Below are 16,506 nucleotides of genomic sequence, written 5' to 3'. Positions count from 1 at the left end.
CGGTACGTGTGTCTGTGTCATCTTCTGTTTCCGCGCCCACGCAAGCTCCCACCCAGGCCGAGCTGCTCGACTTCGTGCGCCGTAGCGCCGCCGACACCGAGCTGATCGCCTCGTTGCCGCTCGATCCCGAGGGCCGCACCTGGGTACGTCTCGAAGGCCCCGGGGGCAGCGAGGCCTGGCTCATCGGCTGGCCGCCCGGTACGGGAACCGGCTGGCACGACCACGCCGACTCGGTCGGCGCCTTCCTCACCGCGTCGGGCGAACTCAAGGAGTACTCGCTCGCCGCCCGGCTGCCCACCGATGGCTGGAAGACCCTCGAACTCACCGAAGGGGTGGACCGCGAGCGGCGGTTGACGGCCGGCAAGGGCCGCTCCTTCGGCCGCCACCACGTGCACGAGGTGCTCAACGAGTCCACCGAGGAGCACGCGATCTCCGTCCACGCCTACTACCCGCCCCTGCCGCGGATCCGCCGCTACAGCCGCACCGGCCAGGTGCTGCGCCTGGAGCAGGTCGAGCGCCCGGAGGACTGGCAGTGACGACTCAACGCCCGGTGGAGCAAGGTGCGTTGGGCATCGACGAGTTGCTGGCCCAGGTCCGCGAGGGACTCGACCGTGTGGAGGCCGAGGAGGCGTACGCCGCCGGCAGGACCGGCGAGGCCCTCCTGGTCGACATCCGGTACGCCGCCCTGCGCGAGCGCGACGGCCTGATCCCCGGCGCCCTCGTCGTCGAGCGCAACGAACTGGAGTGGCGGCTCGACCCCCAGGGCAGCCACCGCGCCCCGGAGGCCACGAGTCATGACCTGCGGGTCGTGGTGGTGTGCAACGAGGGGTACGCGTCGAGCCTGGCGGCCGCGTCCCTGCGGCAGTTGGGACTGCACCGGGCGACCGATCTGATCGGCGGCTTCCAGGCATGGAAGGCGGCCGGTTTTCCGGTGACGGAGTAGCGGTCCAGGGCGTACGCCGATGTGGGCGCCCCTTGTTGATCTCGGCCGAACGCCCGACGTGGGCGCCTCTGTTGGTCCAGGCCGTACGTCGGTGTGGGCACCCGCTGACGTAAGGGGCGCCCACTATTGCGTACTGGCCCTTACTCCTTGGGTCAAGGATGTTGAGGCAGGCTCGGTGTGCAGGAGTTGGCCGGGCCCGGATTGCCCTGCGGCGATCCGGGTCGCCGCGGCAACAGGAGCGCTCCACCGCTCCAGAGCCCCGCGGAGTCAGAACCCCTCGTCCTCAAGCCCTTCCGTGTCCTCGCCCTCTTCCTCCAGCGCCCGGCGAACCACTCGCAGGGCCATGCCCTGGGGGTAGCCCTTGCGGGCGAGCATCCCCGCGAGGCGCCGCAGCCGCTTGTCCCGGTCGAGGCCGCGCGTGGAGCGCAGCTTGCGGGCGACCAGCTCGCGTGCGGTCGTCTCCTCCTGCTCGGAGTCGAGCTGTCCGACCGCCTCGTCGATCAGCGTCGGGTCCACGCCCTTGGTCCGCAGCTCCTGCACGAGCGCCCGTCTGGCCAGGCCCCGGCCGTGATGCCGGGACTCCACCCAGGCCTCGGCGAAGGCGCCGTCGTTGATCAGGCCGACCTCTTCGAAGCGTGACAGCACCTGCTCCGCCGCGTCGTCGGGGATCTCGCGCTTGTGCAGCGCGTCCGCGAGCTGTTTCCGCGTGCGCGGGGTCCCGGTGAGCAGGCGAAGGCAGATCGCCCGCGCCCGCTCAACCGGGTCCGCTGGAGGCTCCCCCTTCTCGGCCCTCGACGAGGAAGGGGCACCTCCGTCCTGTGGGTCGCCGGACGGCTCACCGAAACCGCCACGCCGCCGACGCCCTCGTCCACCACGCGTCCCGCCGTCACCGCGCCGGCCACCGCCCCGGCGCGAGCCGCCGCCGGGCGAACCGTCTCCCCAGGGCAGCTCCTCACCGCCCCGCGAGCCGCTGTCCGGCGACGATCCTCTGTCGTCCGGATCGCCGCCGTGGAACCCGCCCACGCCGGCCGCCCCAGCGCCGTACGCCCTGTCAGCGTCTCCGGCCGAGCCACCCACGCCCCCGTCGTACGCCTGTCCCTGCCCCTCCGGGGCGGCAGGGTAGGCGTACTCGGCCCAGTCGGTTCGTCGCGTCATGGGCTAGCCCTTGACCGCCGCGGTCTTGGGCTTGGAGGCCTTGGCCGCCGGAGCGGGCACCGTCTTCGCGGCCTCGTCCGACGCGGCCGAGACCGCCGCGTCCGCACCCGGCTCGGCGGTGGGCTTCTCCGCCTTCACACCGACGCCCAGCTTCTCCAGGATCTTCTTCTCGATCTCATTGGCGAGATCGGGGTTGTCCTTGAGGAAGTTGCGCGCGTTCTCCTTGCCCTGGCCGAGCTGGTCGCCCTCGTACGTGTACCAGGCGCCGGCCTTGCGGACGAAGCCGTTCTCCACGCCCATGTCGATCAGGCCGCCTTCACGGCTGATGCCGTGCCCGTAGAGGATGTCGAACTCGGCCTGCTTGAAGGGCGGCGCGACCTTGTTCTTGACGACCTTGACGCGGGTGCGGTTGCCGACCGCGTCGGTGCCGTCCTTCAGTGTCTCGATGCGCCGGATGTCGAGCCGCACCGAGGCGTAGAACTTCAGCGCCCGGCCACCGGTCGTGGTCTCCGGGGAGCCGAACATCACGCCGATCTTCTCGCGGAGCTGGTTGATGAAGATCGCGGTGGTCCCGGACTGGCTCAGCGCACCGGTGATCTTGCGGAGCGCCTGGCTCATCAGCCGGGCCTGCAGACCCACGTGCGAGTCGCCCATCTCGCCCTCGATCTCCGCGCGCGGCACCAGGGCTGCGACGGAGTCGATGACGATCAGGTCGAGCGCGCCGGAGCGGATCAGCATGTCCACGATCTCCAGAGCCTGCTCGCCGTTGTCCGGCTGCGACAGGATCAGGTTGTCGATGTCGACGCCGAGCTTCTTCGCGTACTCGGGGTCGAGGGCGTGCTCGGCGTCCACGAAGGCCACCTGGCCGCCTGCCTTCTGCGCGTTCGCCACCGCGTGCAGAGTCAGCGTCGTCTTACCGGAGGACTCCGGGCCGTACACCTCCACCACTCGGCCGCGCGGCAGTCCGCCGACGCCGAGGGCGACGTCGAGGGCGGTCGACCCGGTGGGGATGACCTCGATGGGTTCGTTCGGCCGCTCGCCCAGGCGCATCACCGCGCCCTTGCCGAATTGCCGTTCAATCTGTGCGAGTGCGGCGTCCAGCGCCTTCTCGCGGTCGGTTCCTGCCATGGGTTCCACCCGATTTGCTTGAGTCGATCGCTTCACGTCAAAGACGCTAACGCCTGCCACTGACAATGCGTCCCGACGCCCGTCCGGCCTGTGGATAACTCGGGCACATCTCCATGAAAACCGTGCCGAAATCCCCGTCGAGAACTTCGCCGGAGACTCCATCAGAATGGATGTTCGATTTTGGTGTCAAGCGCACCACGCGGCATCACCGAGACTGTGTTCGCGCTCCGGCACCGGCTGAACCCATGACCTCACGACCCACCCGGGCAACCGGTTCACCAGATGCCGCTCCGGTCCGGGCCGCCCTCACCGGACGGCAGCCGTTACCTGCTGAACAGCCGCCGCACGCGAGCGAAGAGCGGCTCCGAGCCTCCCCGCCGGTGACCGTGCACCCGGGGGTCGTCCGTCACGTCGTACCGCTTCACATAGGCGCCCAGGAACGCCTGCAGTGTGGCGACCGCGGGGATGGCGATCAGCGCGCCGACCGCGCCGAGGAGCGCGGTGCCCGCGACGACCGACCCGAAGGCGACCGCGGGGTGGATGTCGACGGTCTTGGCGGTCAGCTTGGGCTGCAGTACGTAGTTCTCGAACTGCTGGTAGATCACGACGAAGATCAGCACCCACAGCGCGTACCAGGGATCGACCGTGAAGGCGATCAGCATCGGCAGGGCACCCGCGAGGTAGGTACCGATGGTGGGGATGAACTGCGAGACCAGGCCCACCCAGACGGCGAGCACAGGCGCGTAGGGCACGCTCAGGGCTTCCAGCAGGATGTAGTGCGCGACCCCCGAAATGAGCGCCATCAGGCCGCGCGAGTACAGATAGCCGCCGGTCTTGTCCACGGCGATCTCCCAGGCGCGCAGCACCTCGGCCTGCCGGGCGGGCGGCAGTACGGAACACAGGGCGCGGCGCAGCCTCGGCCCGTCCGCGGCGAAGTAGAACGAGAACAGCGTGATCGTGAGCAACTGGAAGAGGCCACCGAGCACCTGGGCGGAGACATCCAGGACACCGGTGGCGCTGTTCTGGACGTAGTTGCGCAGCCAGTCGGAGCGGAGCAGGCCCTCCTGGACGTCGACCCGCTTCAGGTCGGTCTTGAAGTGCGCGTTGATCCAGTTGATGACGGAGTCGAGGTAGTTCGGGAAGTCCTCGACGATCTTGATGATCTGGCCCGCGAGCATGGAGCCGAGCAGCGTGACGAACCCGGCGGCGAAGATCAGCAGGCCGATGAAGACCAGGAAGGTGGCCAGCCCCCTGCGCATGCCCCGCGAGGCCATCCGGCTCACCGCCGGTTCGATGGCGAGCGCCAGGAAGAACGCGATCAGAATGTTGATCAGCAGGCCGGTGAGCTCGTGGAACGCCCAACTGCCCAGCTGGAATACGGCGATGAGCGTCAGGGCGAGCACCATGGCGCGCGGCAGCCAGCGCGGCATGCGTCCGCCCCGCGCGGCGGCGCCCTCGGCCGGGGGGCCTTCGGGCGGCGTCGTGCCGAACGGTGATGCCTGCTGGTCGACCTGGGCGGGTTCGTCTGTCGGGGCCACGGAGCAAGTCTGGCCCACGCCACCGACAATCGAGTACCGCCCCGGGATCTTCGTGCCCCGTTACCGGTTTTCGTACGGAACGTCCACGGTCGCGCACACCGCGCGCCACACGTCCTTGGCCTCCCAGCCGGCGTCAAGCGCTTCGTGGACGGTCCGCCCGCCGAGCTCCGTCATCACGTGGTCGCGCGCGAAGGTGTCGGCGTACCCCGCACCGAAGTGATCCGCCATCCGCTGCCAGAAGACCGTCAACCGCATGCCTCCAGTATCCCGCTCCTGGGGGTGGGCCCTCGCCGGGACCACTTGTCGAGACCGCTTTCCGTCCTACGGTCTGACCCATGGCCGAACCAGGAGCATCCCCACTCCCCCCGACGCCCCCGGCGCACTCCCCGCTCGCGCGCGCCGAGCACTTCGTCTGGCTCACCGCGCGCGTGCTGGAACAGCGTCGCTTCGAGTACCACTTCCTGAACAGCGATGCCGGAGGCGCGGACGCGGTGGAGACCGCGCTGGCCGCCTACCGCAACGACGACGACGGCTACGGTCACGCGCTGGAACCCGATCTGCGCGGTCCTGTGAGCCAGCCGCTGCACACCGGACACGCGCTGCGTGTGCTCGACTCGATCGGGCGCTGCGGCGGACAGCGTGTGGAGCGTGTGTGCCGCTATCTGACCGCCGTCTCGACGCCGGACGGTGCGCTCCCGGCGGTCCATCCCAGCCAGCGCGGCTATCCGGCGGCTCCCTTCGTGCCGGTCGTCGACAACCCGCCGAGCGAACTCCTCGCCACCGGGCCCGTGGTGGGTCTGCTGCACCGAAACGAGGTGTGGCACGCCTGGCTGTTCCGGGCGACCGACTTCTGCTGGCAGGCGGTCGACTCCCTGGCGAAGTCCCATCCGTACGAGATCGAGGCCGCCGTGGCCTTCCTGGACTCCGCGCCCGACCGCCCGCGCGCGGAGGCTGCCGCCGACCGACTGGGCCGCCTGGTGCGCGAACACCGGCACGCGGTGCTGGACCCGGAGCGCCCGGAGGCGTTTCCCGTCTCACCCGGCTACGCGCCCGATGAGCGCCATTTTCCCCACGACTACGCGAAGACGCCGGGCTCACTCGCGCGCGCGTGGTTCACCGACGAGGAGATGGCGCGTTCACTGGACCACCTGGCGAGCGAGCAGGAGGAGGACGGCGGCTGGCCGATCCACTGGCGCCGGTGGGCGCCGGGCACCGCCCTGGAGTGCCGCCCCATCGTGACCATCGAGGCGCTGCGCACACTGCGGGCGTACGGGCGGTCCGTCGGCTGACCGTGCGGTCGGCGTGCCGGGCTGCTGGCTACGGGCGTACGGCCTGCGCGTGCCCCGGGCGTCCTGGGTGTCCTGGTGTCCCTGAGAACGTTCTGGGTGTCCCTGAGAGGCCGTGCGGCCGGCGTCAACCCGTCATCGCCCGCACCCCCGCCGTCACCACCACGGCCGCGGCGACCACGACCAGGAAAGGGGCGCGCAGGATCAGTGCGACGGCGGCCGCGGCGAGCCCCGCGGCTTTCGCGTCCACCACCAGGACCTGTCCGTCGGCGAAGGTCTGCTGGGCCGTGAGAGCGGCAAGGAGGGCGACGGGCAGCAGGGCGGCGAGGCGCTGGACGAGCGGCCGCTCCAGTACGCCGACGGGGACCAGCAGCCCGATGAGCTTGACGACATAACAGCCGACGGCGGTCGCACCGATCGCGATCCAGATGCTCATCGGTCCTCCCCCGGTGCTTCGCCGGCGGACTTCGCACCGCGGCGGCCCTCTACGTAGAGGGCGGCGGGAGCGGCGAGCGCCGCCACCAGGACGGGGACTCCGGCGGGCAGCACGGGCAGCAGACCGAGGCCCAGAAGGACCGCGACGCCCGCGACCGCACGCTCCGTAGTGGTCTTCAGCATGGGTGCGAGCAGGGCGAGGAAGACGGCCGGCCCCGCGGCGTCCAGTCCCCAGGCGTCGGTGTCTCCGATGGCCTCCGCGCCGAGCGCGCCGAGCAGCGTGGTGAGGTTCCACAGCACGTAGAGGCTGAGTCCGGTGACGGTGAAGCCGATCCGGACGCTACGGCGGGTGGGCTGGGCGAGGGCGACGGCCGTGGTCTCGTCGATGACCCACTGCGCGGCGAACGGGCGCACCGCGCGCGGGAGGGCCAGCAACTGCGACAGACGCAGGCCGTAGAACGCGTTGCGCACTCCGAGGAAGAAGGCGCCCGCGGCCGCCGTGAGCGGGTTCCCGCCTGCCGCGAGCGCGCCCACGAGCGCGAACTGTGAGGCACCGGTGAACACCAGCAGGCTGAGCGCGCAGGTCTGGAGCAGGGTGAGTCCGCCGCCCGCCGAGGTCACCCCGAAGGCGAAACCGGACAGTCCGACGGCGACCCCGACTCCCAGGGCGTCTCGGACGACCGCCGCGTCGGGTTTTCCGCCGTCTTCTTGGTGTGTCTCTTCGAGAGCTGTCTGTTCTGCCACGCCCTGGACGGTAGGCGCAACGGCCCCTCGGAGTCTTGTACGTTCTTGCGCTCCCGCTGGTAGGCGCCCGGGGGCACGCCCACGATCCGGGTGAAGTGGCGGTTGAGGTGCGGCTGGTCGGTGAAGCCGACGGTCACGGCAGCCTCGGCGGGCACGGAACCGGTGTCCAGGAGGTGGCGGGCCCGGCGTACCCGGGCGTCGGTCAGCCAGGTGTGGGGTGGCATGCCGTAGGCGTCGCGGAACGCGCGCAGGAGCGCGAACGGACTCGTGCCGAGGTCGGTGGCGAGTCGCTCCAGGGACGGCGGCTCGGCCATCCGTTCTTCCAGCACGGTACGCGCGCGTGCCGCGATCCGGGCGCCGGCGGTGTGCACGGCCCGCTGCGGCAGCGGACCTCCGTTCAGGCGCAGCAGCCGGGTCACGGCGACCCGCAGCAGGGTGTCGGCGGCGAGCGCGTTGCCCTCCTCCGCGGCCCTGAGCACCTGGTGGACGAGGCTCACGGCGTACGGGTCGTCGAGCACGGGGCTGATGAATCCGGGGGTGCCCCTGATCGTGGTGGTCTCGGCGGCGATCTCGGCCACCAGCTCCGGCGACGGGTACACCGCCCCGTACCGCCAGCCCTCGGGGACGCCCGCCCGGCCGGTGTGCGGAGTGTCGGGGTTGACCAGCGCCAGGGAGCCCGGGCCCGCGTACTGATCGGCACCACCGTGGTGGAAGATCTCCACCCCGTCTGCGATGGCGGCGATGACGAAGTTCTCGTGGGTGTGCCGCACGAAGATCTTCTCGACGTATCGGGCCCGCAGCAGATCGACGCCTGGCAGTTCCGCGTACTGCCAGTGCCGCGCCTTCTCCGCCGAACCCGCCATGCCCCCATTCTGCGTCAGCGGCGTGGGGGACCCCGTGTCGCAGGCCGGGCAGCGCGCGGCCCGCGGGCCGAGGTCGCGCTCAGCGCACGTGCTCGCGGCCACCCGCCGGCTGGGACGGCCCGATCGGCCGGTCGGCGCCGCAACCGCGCGGCCCGAGCCGGCGGCGCCTCCAACGGACGACATTGCCGCAGGTCAGAGCGATTGTCAGTGGTCGGGTGCAGGATGGACACATGGTCAGCTCCGCACACCGAGCCCTCGACGGCTTCTCCCCCGCGACCCGCGGCTGGTTCACGGGGGCGTTCTCCGCGCCCACCGCGGCCCAGGCCGGGGCGTGGGCGGCCATCGGTGCGGGCTCGGACGTCCTGGTCGTGGCCCCGACCGGCTCCGGCAAGACCCTGGCCGCGTTCCTCGCCGCACTCGACCAGCTGGCCTCGACCCCGCCACCGGCCGACCCCAGGAAGCGCTGCCGGGTGCTGTACGTCTCACCGCTGAAGGCCCTGGCGGTGGACGTGGAGCGGAACCTGCGCAGCCCGCTGACCGGCATCCGCCAGGAGTCGGTGCGGCTCGGGCTGCCCGAGCCCGAGGTGAAGGTGGGGATCCGCTCGGGCGACACGCCGCCCGCCGAGCGCCGCGCCCTCGCCACCCGTCCGCCGGACATCCTGATCACCACCCCCGAGTCGCTGTTCCTGATGCTGACGTCGGCCACGCGCGACGCGCTGACGGGCATCGAGACAGTGATCCTGGACGAGGTGCACGCCGTCGCGGGCACCAAGCGCGGCGCCCATCTCGCGCTCACCCTGGAGCGCCTCGACGAACTGCTGCCCAAGCCGGCCCGCCGCATCGGCCTCTCCGCCACCGTGCGCCCGGTGGACGAGGTCGCGCGCTATCTCTCTCCCCAGCGCAAGGTGGAGATCGTCCAGCCGCCGTCCGGCAAGCAGTTCGACCTCTCCGTGGTCGTCCCGGTCGAGGACCTGGGTGAATTGGGCGGCTCCCCGGTCGCCGATGCCAACGAAGGCGCGCAGAAACCCTCCATCTGGCCGCACGTCGAGGAGCGGATCGCCGACCTCGTCCAGTCCCACAGGTCCACCATCGTGTTCGCCAACTCCCGCCGCCTGGCGGAGCGGCTCTGCAACCGGCTCAACGAGATCGCGTACGAGAGGGCGACCGGCGAGCCCTTCGAAGAGGCGCACTCCCCGGCCCAGCTGATGGGCGGCTCGGGCGCGGCACAGGGCGCGCCGCCGGTGCTCGCCCGCGCCCACCACGGTTCGGTCTCCAAGGAGCAGCGGGCCCTCGTCGAGGAGGACCTGAAGGCGGGCCGCCTGCCCGCCGTGGTCGCCACCTCCAGCCTTGAACTGGGCATCGACATGGGCGCGGTGGATCTCGTCATCCAGGTCGAGTCACCGCCGTCCGTGGCCTCCGGGCTCCAGCGCGTGGGCCGCGCGGGCCACCAGGTGGGCGCGGTCTCCACGGGTGTCGTCTTCCCCAAGTACCGGGGCGACCTCGTGCAGGCCGCCGTGGTCACCGAGCGGATGCGCACCGGCTCCATCGAGTCCCTCCGGGTCCCGGCCAACCCCCTGGACGTGCTCGCTCAGCAGATTGTGGCGATGACCGCCCTCGACACCTGGCAGGTCGACGACCTGCTCACCACCGTTCGCCGAGCGGCACCCTTCGCCTCGCTCCCGGAGTCGGCGTTCACGGCCGTGCTCGACATGCTCGCGGGCCGCTATCCGTCCGACGCCTTCGCGGAGTTGCGGCCCCGAGTGGTGTGGGACCGCGTCACCGGTACGGTCACCGGCCGCCCCGGCGCGCAGCGCCTCGCCGTCACCTCCGGGGGCACGATCCCCGACCGTGGGCTCTTCGGAGTCTTCCTCGCGGGAGCCGACCCGAAGAAGGGGGGCGGCCGGGTCGGCGAGCTCGACGAGGAGATGGTCTACGAGTCCCGTGTCGGCGACATCTTCACGCTCGGCACCAGCTCCTGGCGCATCGAGGACATCACCCGCGACCGCGTCCTGGTCTCCCCCGCACCCGGCGTCCCCGGCAGGCTGCCCTTCTGGAAGGGCGACCAGCTCGGCCGCCCGCTCGAACTGGGCCGCGCGGTCGGCGCGTTCCTCCGCGAGGTGGGCTCCCTCTCCAAGGACGACGCCCGGCTCCGGCTGCGCGCCGCGGGACTGGACGCCTGGGCGGCGGACAACGTCCTCTCCTACCTCGCCGAACAGCGCGAGGCCTGCGGTCACATCCCGGACGACCGCACCATCGTCGTGGAGCGGTTCCGCGACGAGCTGGGCGACTGGCGGGTCGTCGTGCACTCCCCCTTCGGCGCCCAGGTCCACGCCCCCTGGGCCCTCGCACTCGGCGCCAAGCTCTCCGAGCGCTACGGCATGGACGCCCAGGTCATGCACGCCGACGACGGCATCGTGCTGCGGCTGCCCGACGCCGACCTGATGAGCCTCGACCTCCTCGACCAGGCACCGTCGAAGGCGGGCACTGGGCACGACGCCGACCAAGCGCCCGTAGGCGCCGCGGACGTCGCCTTCGACAAGAGCGACGTCAACCAGATCGTCACCGACCAGGTGGGCGGCTCGGCACTGTTCGCGTCCCGCTTCCGCGAGTGCGCGGCCCGGGCACTGCTGCTCCCGCGCCGCAGCCCGGGAAAGCGCACCCCGCTGTGGCAGCAACGGCAGCGCGCCGCCCAACTGCTCGAGGTGGCAAGCGAGTACGGCTCGTTCCCGATCGTCCTGGAAGCCGTTCGCGAATGCCTCCAGGACGTCTTCGACGTCCCCGGCCTGACAGAGCTGATGGGCGACATCGAGTCCCGCAAGGTGCGGCTGGTCGAGGTCACCACACCGGAGCCCTCGCCGTTCGCCCGCTCACTGCTCTTCGGATACGTCGCTCAGTTCCTGTACGAGGGCGACTCACCGCTCGCCGAGCGGCGCGCCGCCGCCCTGTCGCTGGACTCGCATCTCCTCGCCGAGCTCCTCGGACAGGCGGAGCTGCGCGAGCTGCTCGACGCCGAGGTGCTGACCGAGCTCGAGCGGGAGCTCCAGTGGCTCACCGAGGACCGCCGTGTCAAGGACGCCGAGGGCGTCGCGGACCGGCTGCGGCTGCTCGGCCCGCTCACGGAAGCCGAGTTGGCCGAGCGCGGCGCCGAGCCGTCGTGGGCCCAGGAGCTGGCCGCCTCGCGCCGCGCCATCCGCGTCCGGATCGCCGGGGCCGACCACTGGGCCGCGATCGAGGACGCGGGCCGGCTGCGCGACGCGCTCGGTACGGCCCTGCCCGTCGGTGTCCCGGAAGCCTTCACCGAGCCGGTCAAGGACCCGCTCGGCGACCTCCTCGCGCGGTTCGCGCGCACCCACGGCCCGTTCACGTCGGCCACGGCCGCCGCCCGCTTCGGGCTCGGCACCGCCGTCACGGACGGCACCCTGCACCGGCTCGCCTCCGCCGGACGCGTCGTACAGGGGGAGTTCCATCCGGCGGGGATCGGCCAGGAGTGGTGCGACGCGGCGGTCCTGCGCAGGCTGCGGCGGCGTTCGCTCGCGGCCCTGCGGCATGAGCTGGAGCCCGTGCCGCCCTCCGCGCTCGCGCAGTTCCTGCCGCAGTGGCAGCACATCGGCAGCGGGCACGGGCTGCGCGGTATCGACGGGCTGGTGCGTGCCGTCGAGCAGTTGCAGGGGGCGTCCGTTCCCGCGTCCGCGCTGGAGAAGCTCGTCCTGCCGTCCCGGGTCACCGGTTACGCCCCCGCCCAGCTCGACGAGCTCACCGCCGCCGGAGAGGTGATCTGGGCCGGGGCCGGGTCACTGCCGGGTAAGGACGGCTGGGTCTCGCTGTACCTGGCGGACGCGGCCCCACTACTCCTGGCCTCCCCGCACCCCCTGGAGCTGGCCGCGCTCCACCAGGCCATCCTGGACGCGCTCTCCGGGGGCTACGGCCTCTTCTTCCGCCAGATCGCCGACCAGGTCCGCGCGACCACGCACCCCGACGTCACCGACCCCCAACTGGCCGACGCGGTCTGGGACCTGGCCTGGTCGGGACGGCTCACGAACGACACGCTCTCCCCGATGCGCTCCCTACTGGGCTCGGGCCGCACCGCCGGGTCCACCGCCCACCGCGCCAAGCGCTCGGCCCCCCGCGGGCGCTACGGCTCCCTCACCGGCGCCGCACGCCCCCAGTCCCGTACAGGCCCGCCTACCGTGGCAGGCCGCTGGTCCCTGCTCCCCGACCATGAACCCGACGCCACCATGCGCGCCCACGCGCTGGCCCGCACACTGCTCGACCGGCATGGCGTGGTGACCCGTGGCGCGGTCGCGGCCGAGGGCGTCGAGGGCGGTTTCTCAGCGGTCTACCGCGTCCTGTCCGCCTTCGAGGACAGCGGCCAGGCCCGCCGCGGATATGTGGTCGAAGGACTCGGCGCGGCCCAGTTCGCGATGGACGGCGCGGTGGACCGCCTTCGCGCGGCGGCAAACGCACGGGACCGGGGCGAAGCCCTCTCCGAGCCGGACCTCGCGAACGGCTTCCCCGCCCAGGACGCCTTCCCCGGCGACCCCCGCTCCGCGGGTACCTGGAGCCGCCCAGCGGACGGCGTCTCCACAAGTACCCCGGATTTCCCCGGTGCCCACGGCTCCGCAGGCACCCCGGGCTTCCCCAGCACCAATGGTTCCGCAGGCACCCCGGGCTTCCCCGGCGCCCACAGTCCCGCAGGCACCTTGGACTTCCCCGGCCGCCATGCCTCGGCCGGCATCCCGGATTTCCCGGGCGATCCCGGTTCCCCGCGAACTCCCGGCTTCCCGGGCGGCGACGCCGACCATCACTCCGGGTTCCCCGACAGTCTCGACCCCGCTGACCCACGCGGCTTCCCCAACGCCTCCAGCGATCCGAGCGGGCCCGGCGGCCTCGGCCCAGGAGACCTCGACGCGCCAAGCTGGTCCGGTTCTCCGGGCACCTCCGGCCTCGCCGACGACCACGGTTTCTCCGCCGACTCGACCGACTCCGCCTTCCCAACCCGCTTCACCTCCCCCACCGGCCCCTCGGGCAATCGCCCCCGCACCCGCGCGACCACCCAAGCCGTCGTCCTGGCCGCCGCCGACCCCGCCAACGCCTACGGAGCGGCCCTGCCCTGGCCCGAGCCCCCGACCGGCGCAGGACACAAGCCCGGCAGGAAGGCAGGCTCCCTGGTCGTGCTCGTGGACGGCGAGCTGACGCTCTACATGGAGCGTGGCGGCAAAACGCTGCTGGCCTGGCCCTCCGACCCGGACGGCACCATCACGCAGGACGCCCGCCTGCGCGCCGCCGCCGAGACCCTCGCCGCGGCGGCCCGCGTCGGCTCCCTGGGCACGGTCACGGTGGAACGCGTCAACGGCACGTCCGCCCTGACCTCCCCCTTCGGCGCCCTACTGGAAGGAGCGGGCTTCATCGCGACCCCCCGCGGACTGCGCCTGCGCGCGTAGGCACGCGCCAAGGGCCACAGACCCCGATAAAGCCCACCCGACTACTCCCAGGTCCGTCACCGAGACACCCCAAGCCCTCCACTCCCCGACATGCCACCCTGGACCCATGCCCGAAGGAGACACCGTCTGGCAGGCCGCGAGGCGGCTGCACACCGCCCTCGCCGGCAAAGTGCTGACCCGCTCCGACCTGCGAGTATCGAAGTACGCCACCGCAGACCTCACCGGCCGCACCGTCCTGGACGTGACCCCGCGCGGCAAGCACCTCCTCACCCGGATCGAGGGCGGTCTGACCCTGCACTCGCATCTGCGGATGGACGGTTCGTGGAAGGTGTACGCGAACGGGCAGCGCTGGAGCGGCGGCCCGGCCCATCAGATCCGGGTCATCCTCGGCACCGAGGACCGCACAGCCGTCGGCTACCGGCTCCCCGTACTGGAACTGCTCCGCACCACCGACGAGGACCGCGCCGTGGGCCACCTCGGCCCCGATCTGCTGGGCCCTGACTGGGACCCGGACAGGGCCTTGGAGAACCTGCTGCGTGATCCGGCCCGCCCGCTCGGCGAAGCGCTGCTCGACCAGCGCAATCTCGCCGGCATCGGCAACGTCTACAAGAGCGAGCTGTGCTTCCTCCTCGGCGTCACCCCCTGGCTCCCCGTCGGCGCGCTCCCCGCCGACCGCGCCGCCTGGCTGTCCGTCCTCGCCAAGAAGCTCCTCGAGGCGAACCGCGACCGCCCGACCCGCATCACCACGGACCTCGCCACCGCAGGCCGCACCCCCACAGGCCCTCTCAATCAGAGGCCAAGCATCACGGGGCGCGACCAGAACCTCTACGTGTACGGCCGCACACCGCGCCCCTGCCTGCGCTGCCGCACCCCGATCCGCCTGGCCAACCAGGGCGACGGTTCCCGCGAGCGCCCCACCTACTGGTGCCCGGCATGCCAGTTCGGCCCCACACCCTCACTGGGCGCCGCGAAACCCCGCCCAGGTCCCCGACGTACAACGAACTGACGCACAACCAACCGACGCACGGCCAACCCACGCACAGCCAACCGGCATCGAAGCAACCGACGTAGAAGTAACTGACGAACAGCTAATTGACGACCCGTCAGAAACCCTCGTACGGTCCCTTCATGCCCCTCAAGGCGTACGACCTCACCGGACGCACCGCTTTCGTCACGGGCGCCGCCAGCGGCATCGGCCGCGCGTCCGCCCTCCTGCTCGCCGAGGCGGGCGCCACCGTCCACTGCGCGGATCGCGACGCGCAGGGGCTGCACGAGACAGCGACCCTGATCAAGGGGCAGGGCGGCACCGCCCACACCCATCCGCTGGACGTGACCGACCGCGAGCGGCTCAGGCAGGCCGTCAGGTCCTGCGAGCGCCTCGACGTCATGGCGGCGGTCGCCGGGATCATGCACAGCAGCCCGGTTCTGGAGACCAGGGACGAGGACCTCGACCGCGTACTGAGCGTCAACTTCAAGGGTGTGCTGTACGCCTGCCAGGAAGCGGCCCTGGCGATGATCGAGAGCGGCACCCGCGGCAGCATCGTCACGATGGCGTCCGGAGCGGTCGACACGGGCGGGCCCGGCCTGCTCTGCTACGGCGCGGCGAAGGCGGCGGTCGTCCAGTTGACGAAGACCCTGGCGACGGAGATCGGCCCGCACGGCATCCGCGTCAACGCGGTGGCGCCGGGCTGGATCCGGACGCCGATGACCGACCGGCACGACGGGGAGGCGCAGGCGCACACCGAGGCCTTCATGGCCCGGCTGTCCCCGCTGGGCCGCGTCGGCGAACCGCAGGACATCGCCCACGCCGTACTGCACCTGGCCTCCAACGCCTCGGCGTTCACCACCGGCCAGATCCTCCGCCCAAACGGCGGCGTCGCGATGCCTTGGTAGCCCCGCGCCGCATCCAACGAGGAGGCGGCCCCTCACTCACCCCAGGAGATCCCAAGGCCCGCCCGTCCTTGACCCACAGCCCAACCCCGCCTCAAAGCTCACGCCCTCAGCACCCCCACGCCCCCGCCACGCCCCTCACCCCAAACCACGGCGAGACCCACCCGCAGACCCCGCACCCTCCACCCCCCGAACCACCCGAGCCCCCCGCGCCCTCCGCAGACCCCGCACCTCCCGCAACGCCCGTGCCCTGGGAACACAGTGCACCGGCAGCAGGCTCAGCCCCCACCCGCCGGCCGCGACCGCGCCCTCCAACGCCCCCGCGTCAGGAACCAGCGCGAGCCGGAGCACGCTCCACCACCACAGCCCGCCAAGCCCCAGCGCCGCCCCCCAGCGCGCTATTCGACCCGTCATGTCCGCCACCACCTCCAGCCGGACGCCAGAACAGCAGTCTCACGCCCGGCAGGACGCACCAGCGGTACACGGGCGCACGCCGATCCTCCGCAGCGGACCGGTCACCGCTTCTCCACCTGGACGTTCTCCGCCTGGAACATCCAATGATGCTTCTCCAGATCGGCGGTGATCCCGATGAAGATGTCCTGGCTCACCGGATCGGGGTCCGCGGTCGCCTCAACCCGCTCCCGCATCCGAGCGATCACCGCGCTCAGCGCGTCCACGAGAGCCGCCACGGCGTCGGTGTCCTTGACCCAGCCCTCGGGCGTCGGGCCGATGCCGCTGCTGGCGGCCACGGTCGCGGCCCGCCCGTCGGGTGAGACGCCCAGCGTCGAGGCGCGCTCCGCCACGGTGTCGGAGTGCAGCCGCGCGGTGTCCACGACCTCGTCGAGCTGGAGATGGACGGAACGGAAGCGCGGTCCGACCACGTTCCAGTGGATCTGCTTCGCCACCAGGGAGAGGTCGACCAGGTCGACCAGCGCACCCTGCAGGGCCTCACCCACGGTCTTCAGGTCCGCGTCGGGCAACGAGCTCTTGACGACGTACATCAAAATCCTCCGATTCCTTGACCTCCCCAACCATGTCATATATGGGCATTTTGGGTCACCCGAAGAAGTCACCCGAAGACGA

Annotated in this window: 14 protein-coding genes; 6 read left to right on the top strand and 8 right to left on the bottom strand. The window is 71.7% G+C overall.

Going from position 1 to position 16,506, the window contains the following annotated elements; all coding sequences use genetic code 11:
• Positions 1-8: 8 nt before the first annotated feature.
• A complete protein-coding gene (locus ACIBLC_RS00130) occupies positions 9-536 on the top strand; it encodes a cysteine dioxygenase (protein ID WP_399208281.1) in 528 nt (175 codons plus the stop codon).
• Entirely contained in the window at positions 527-943 is a 417-nt protein-coding gene (locus tag ACIBLC_RS00125; protein WP_399209236.1) for a rhodanese-like domain-containing protein, read from the top strand. Before ACIBLC_RS00130 ends, ACIBLC_RS00125 begins: the two co-directional genes overlap by 10 nt.
• A 267-nt stretch (positions 944-1,210) precedes the next feature.
• Here ACIBLC_RS00125 and recX read toward each other — a convergent pair whose 3' ends face one another.
• The 4 genes from recX to ACIBLC_RS00105 form a co-directional block, all read right to left on the bottom strand.
• Positions 1,211-2,098, bottom strand: a complete 888-nt coding sequence (gene recX, locus ACIBLC_RS00120) for a recombination regulator RecX (protein ID WP_399208280.1) — start codon at positions 2,096-2,098, stop codon at positions 1,211-1,213.
• 3 nt (positions 2,099-2,101) lie between these two features.
• A complete protein-coding gene (gene recA, locus ACIBLC_RS00115; RefSeq protein WP_399208279.1) occupies positions 2,102-3,226 on the bottom strand; it encodes a recombinase RecA in 1,125 nt (374 codons plus the stop codon).
• Positions 3,227-3,549: 323 nt separating this feature from the next.
• Positions 3,550-4,764 (bottom strand): AI-2E family transporter, encoded by a 1,215-nt coding sequence (locus tag ACIBLC_RS00110; protein ID WP_399208278.1) that lies wholly within the window; start codon positions 4,762-4,764, stop codon positions 3,550-3,552.
• Between the two features lie 60 nt (positions 4,765-4,824).
• The gene (locus tag ACIBLC_RS00105) at positions 4,825-5,019 is read right to left on the bottom strand and encodes a DUF3046 domain-containing protein (protein ID WP_399208277.1); all 195 of its coding nucleotides are present in this window, start codon (positions 5,017-5,019) and stop codon (positions 4,825-4,827) included.
• 80 nt (positions 5,020-5,099) lie between these two features.
• Here ACIBLC_RS00105 and ACIBLC_RS00100 point away from each other — a divergent pair, with 80 nt between their 5' ends.
• On the top strand, positions 5,100-6,053 hold the full coding sequence (locus ACIBLC_RS00100) for a hypothetical protein (protein ID WP_399208276.1): 954 nt from the start codon (positions 5,100-5,102) through the stop codon (positions 6,051-6,053).
• A 124-nt stretch (positions 6,054-6,177) separates the two neighbouring features.
• Here ACIBLC_RS00100 and ACIBLC_RS00095 read toward each other — a convergent pair whose 3' ends face one another.
• Genes ACIBLC_RS00095 through ACIBLC_RS00085 form a run of 3 tightly spaced genes read right to left on the bottom strand, consistent with a single transcriptional unit; the run spans position 6,178 to position 8,092 of the window.
• Positions 6,178-6,486: an AzlD domain-containing protein gene (locus ACIBLC_RS00095; RefSeq protein WP_399208275.1), complete on the bottom strand. Its 309-nt coding sequence runs from the start codon at positions 6,484-6,486 to the stop codon at positions 6,178-6,180.
• Complete coding sequence (locus ACIBLC_RS00090) at positions 6,483-7,151, bottom strand: AzlC family ABC transporter permease (protein WP_399209235.1); 669 nt, start codon at positions 7,149-7,151, stop codon at positions 6,483-6,485. The genes ACIBLC_RS00095 and ACIBLC_RS00090 overlap by 4 nt, the downstream gene beginning before the upstream one ends.
• The gene (locus ACIBLC_RS00085; protein ID WP_399208274.1) at positions 7,103-8,092 is read right to left on the bottom strand and encodes an AraC family transcriptional regulator; all 990 of its coding nucleotides are present in this window, start codon (positions 8,090-8,092) and stop codon (positions 7,103-7,105) included. The genes ACIBLC_RS00090 and ACIBLC_RS00085 overlap by 49 nt, the downstream gene beginning before the upstream one ends.
• A gap of 230 nt (positions 8,093-8,322) precedes the next feature.
• Between ACIBLC_RS00085 and ACIBLC_RS00080 the strand changes: the two genes are divergently transcribed.
• From ACIBLC_RS00080 to ACIBLC_RS00070, 3 genes are all read left to right on the top strand, one after another.
• A complete protein-coding gene (locus ACIBLC_RS00080; RefSeq protein WP_399208273.1) occupies positions 8,323-13,533 on the top strand; it encodes an ATP-dependent helicase in 5,211 nt (1,736 codons plus the stop codon).
• A 106-nt stretch (positions 13,534-13,639) separates the two neighbouring features.
• Positions 13,640-14,539 carry an Fpg/Nei family DNA glycosylase gene (locus ACIBLC_RS00075; RefSeq protein WP_399208271.1) on the top strand — a complete coding sequence of 300 codons (900 nt, stop codon included), beginning with the start codon at positions 13,640-13,642 and terminating at the stop codon, positions 14,537-14,539.
• A gap of 122 nt (positions 14,540-14,661) precedes the next feature.
• Positions 14,662-15,426: an SDR family NAD(P)-dependent oxidoreductase gene (locus ACIBLC_RS00070; RefSeq protein WP_399208270.1), complete on the top strand. Its 765-nt coding sequence runs from the start codon at positions 14,662-14,664 to the stop codon at positions 15,424-15,426.
• 512 nt (positions 15,427-15,938) lie between these two features.
• Here ACIBLC_RS00070 and ACIBLC_RS00065 read toward each other — a convergent pair.
• A complete protein-coding gene (locus tag ACIBLC_RS00065; RefSeq protein ID WP_399208269.1) occupies positions 15,939-16,424 on the bottom strand; it encodes a Dps family protein in 486 nt (161 codons plus the stop codon).
• Positions 16,425-16,506 lie beyond the last annotated feature (82 nt).

The organism is Streptomyces sp. NPDC050535 (genome assembly GCF_044457665.1).
GTDB lineage: Bacteria > Actinomycetota > Actinomycetes > Streptomycetales > Streptomycetaceae > Streptomyces.
This window is presented reverse-complemented; position numbering and strand designations above follow the sequence as displayed.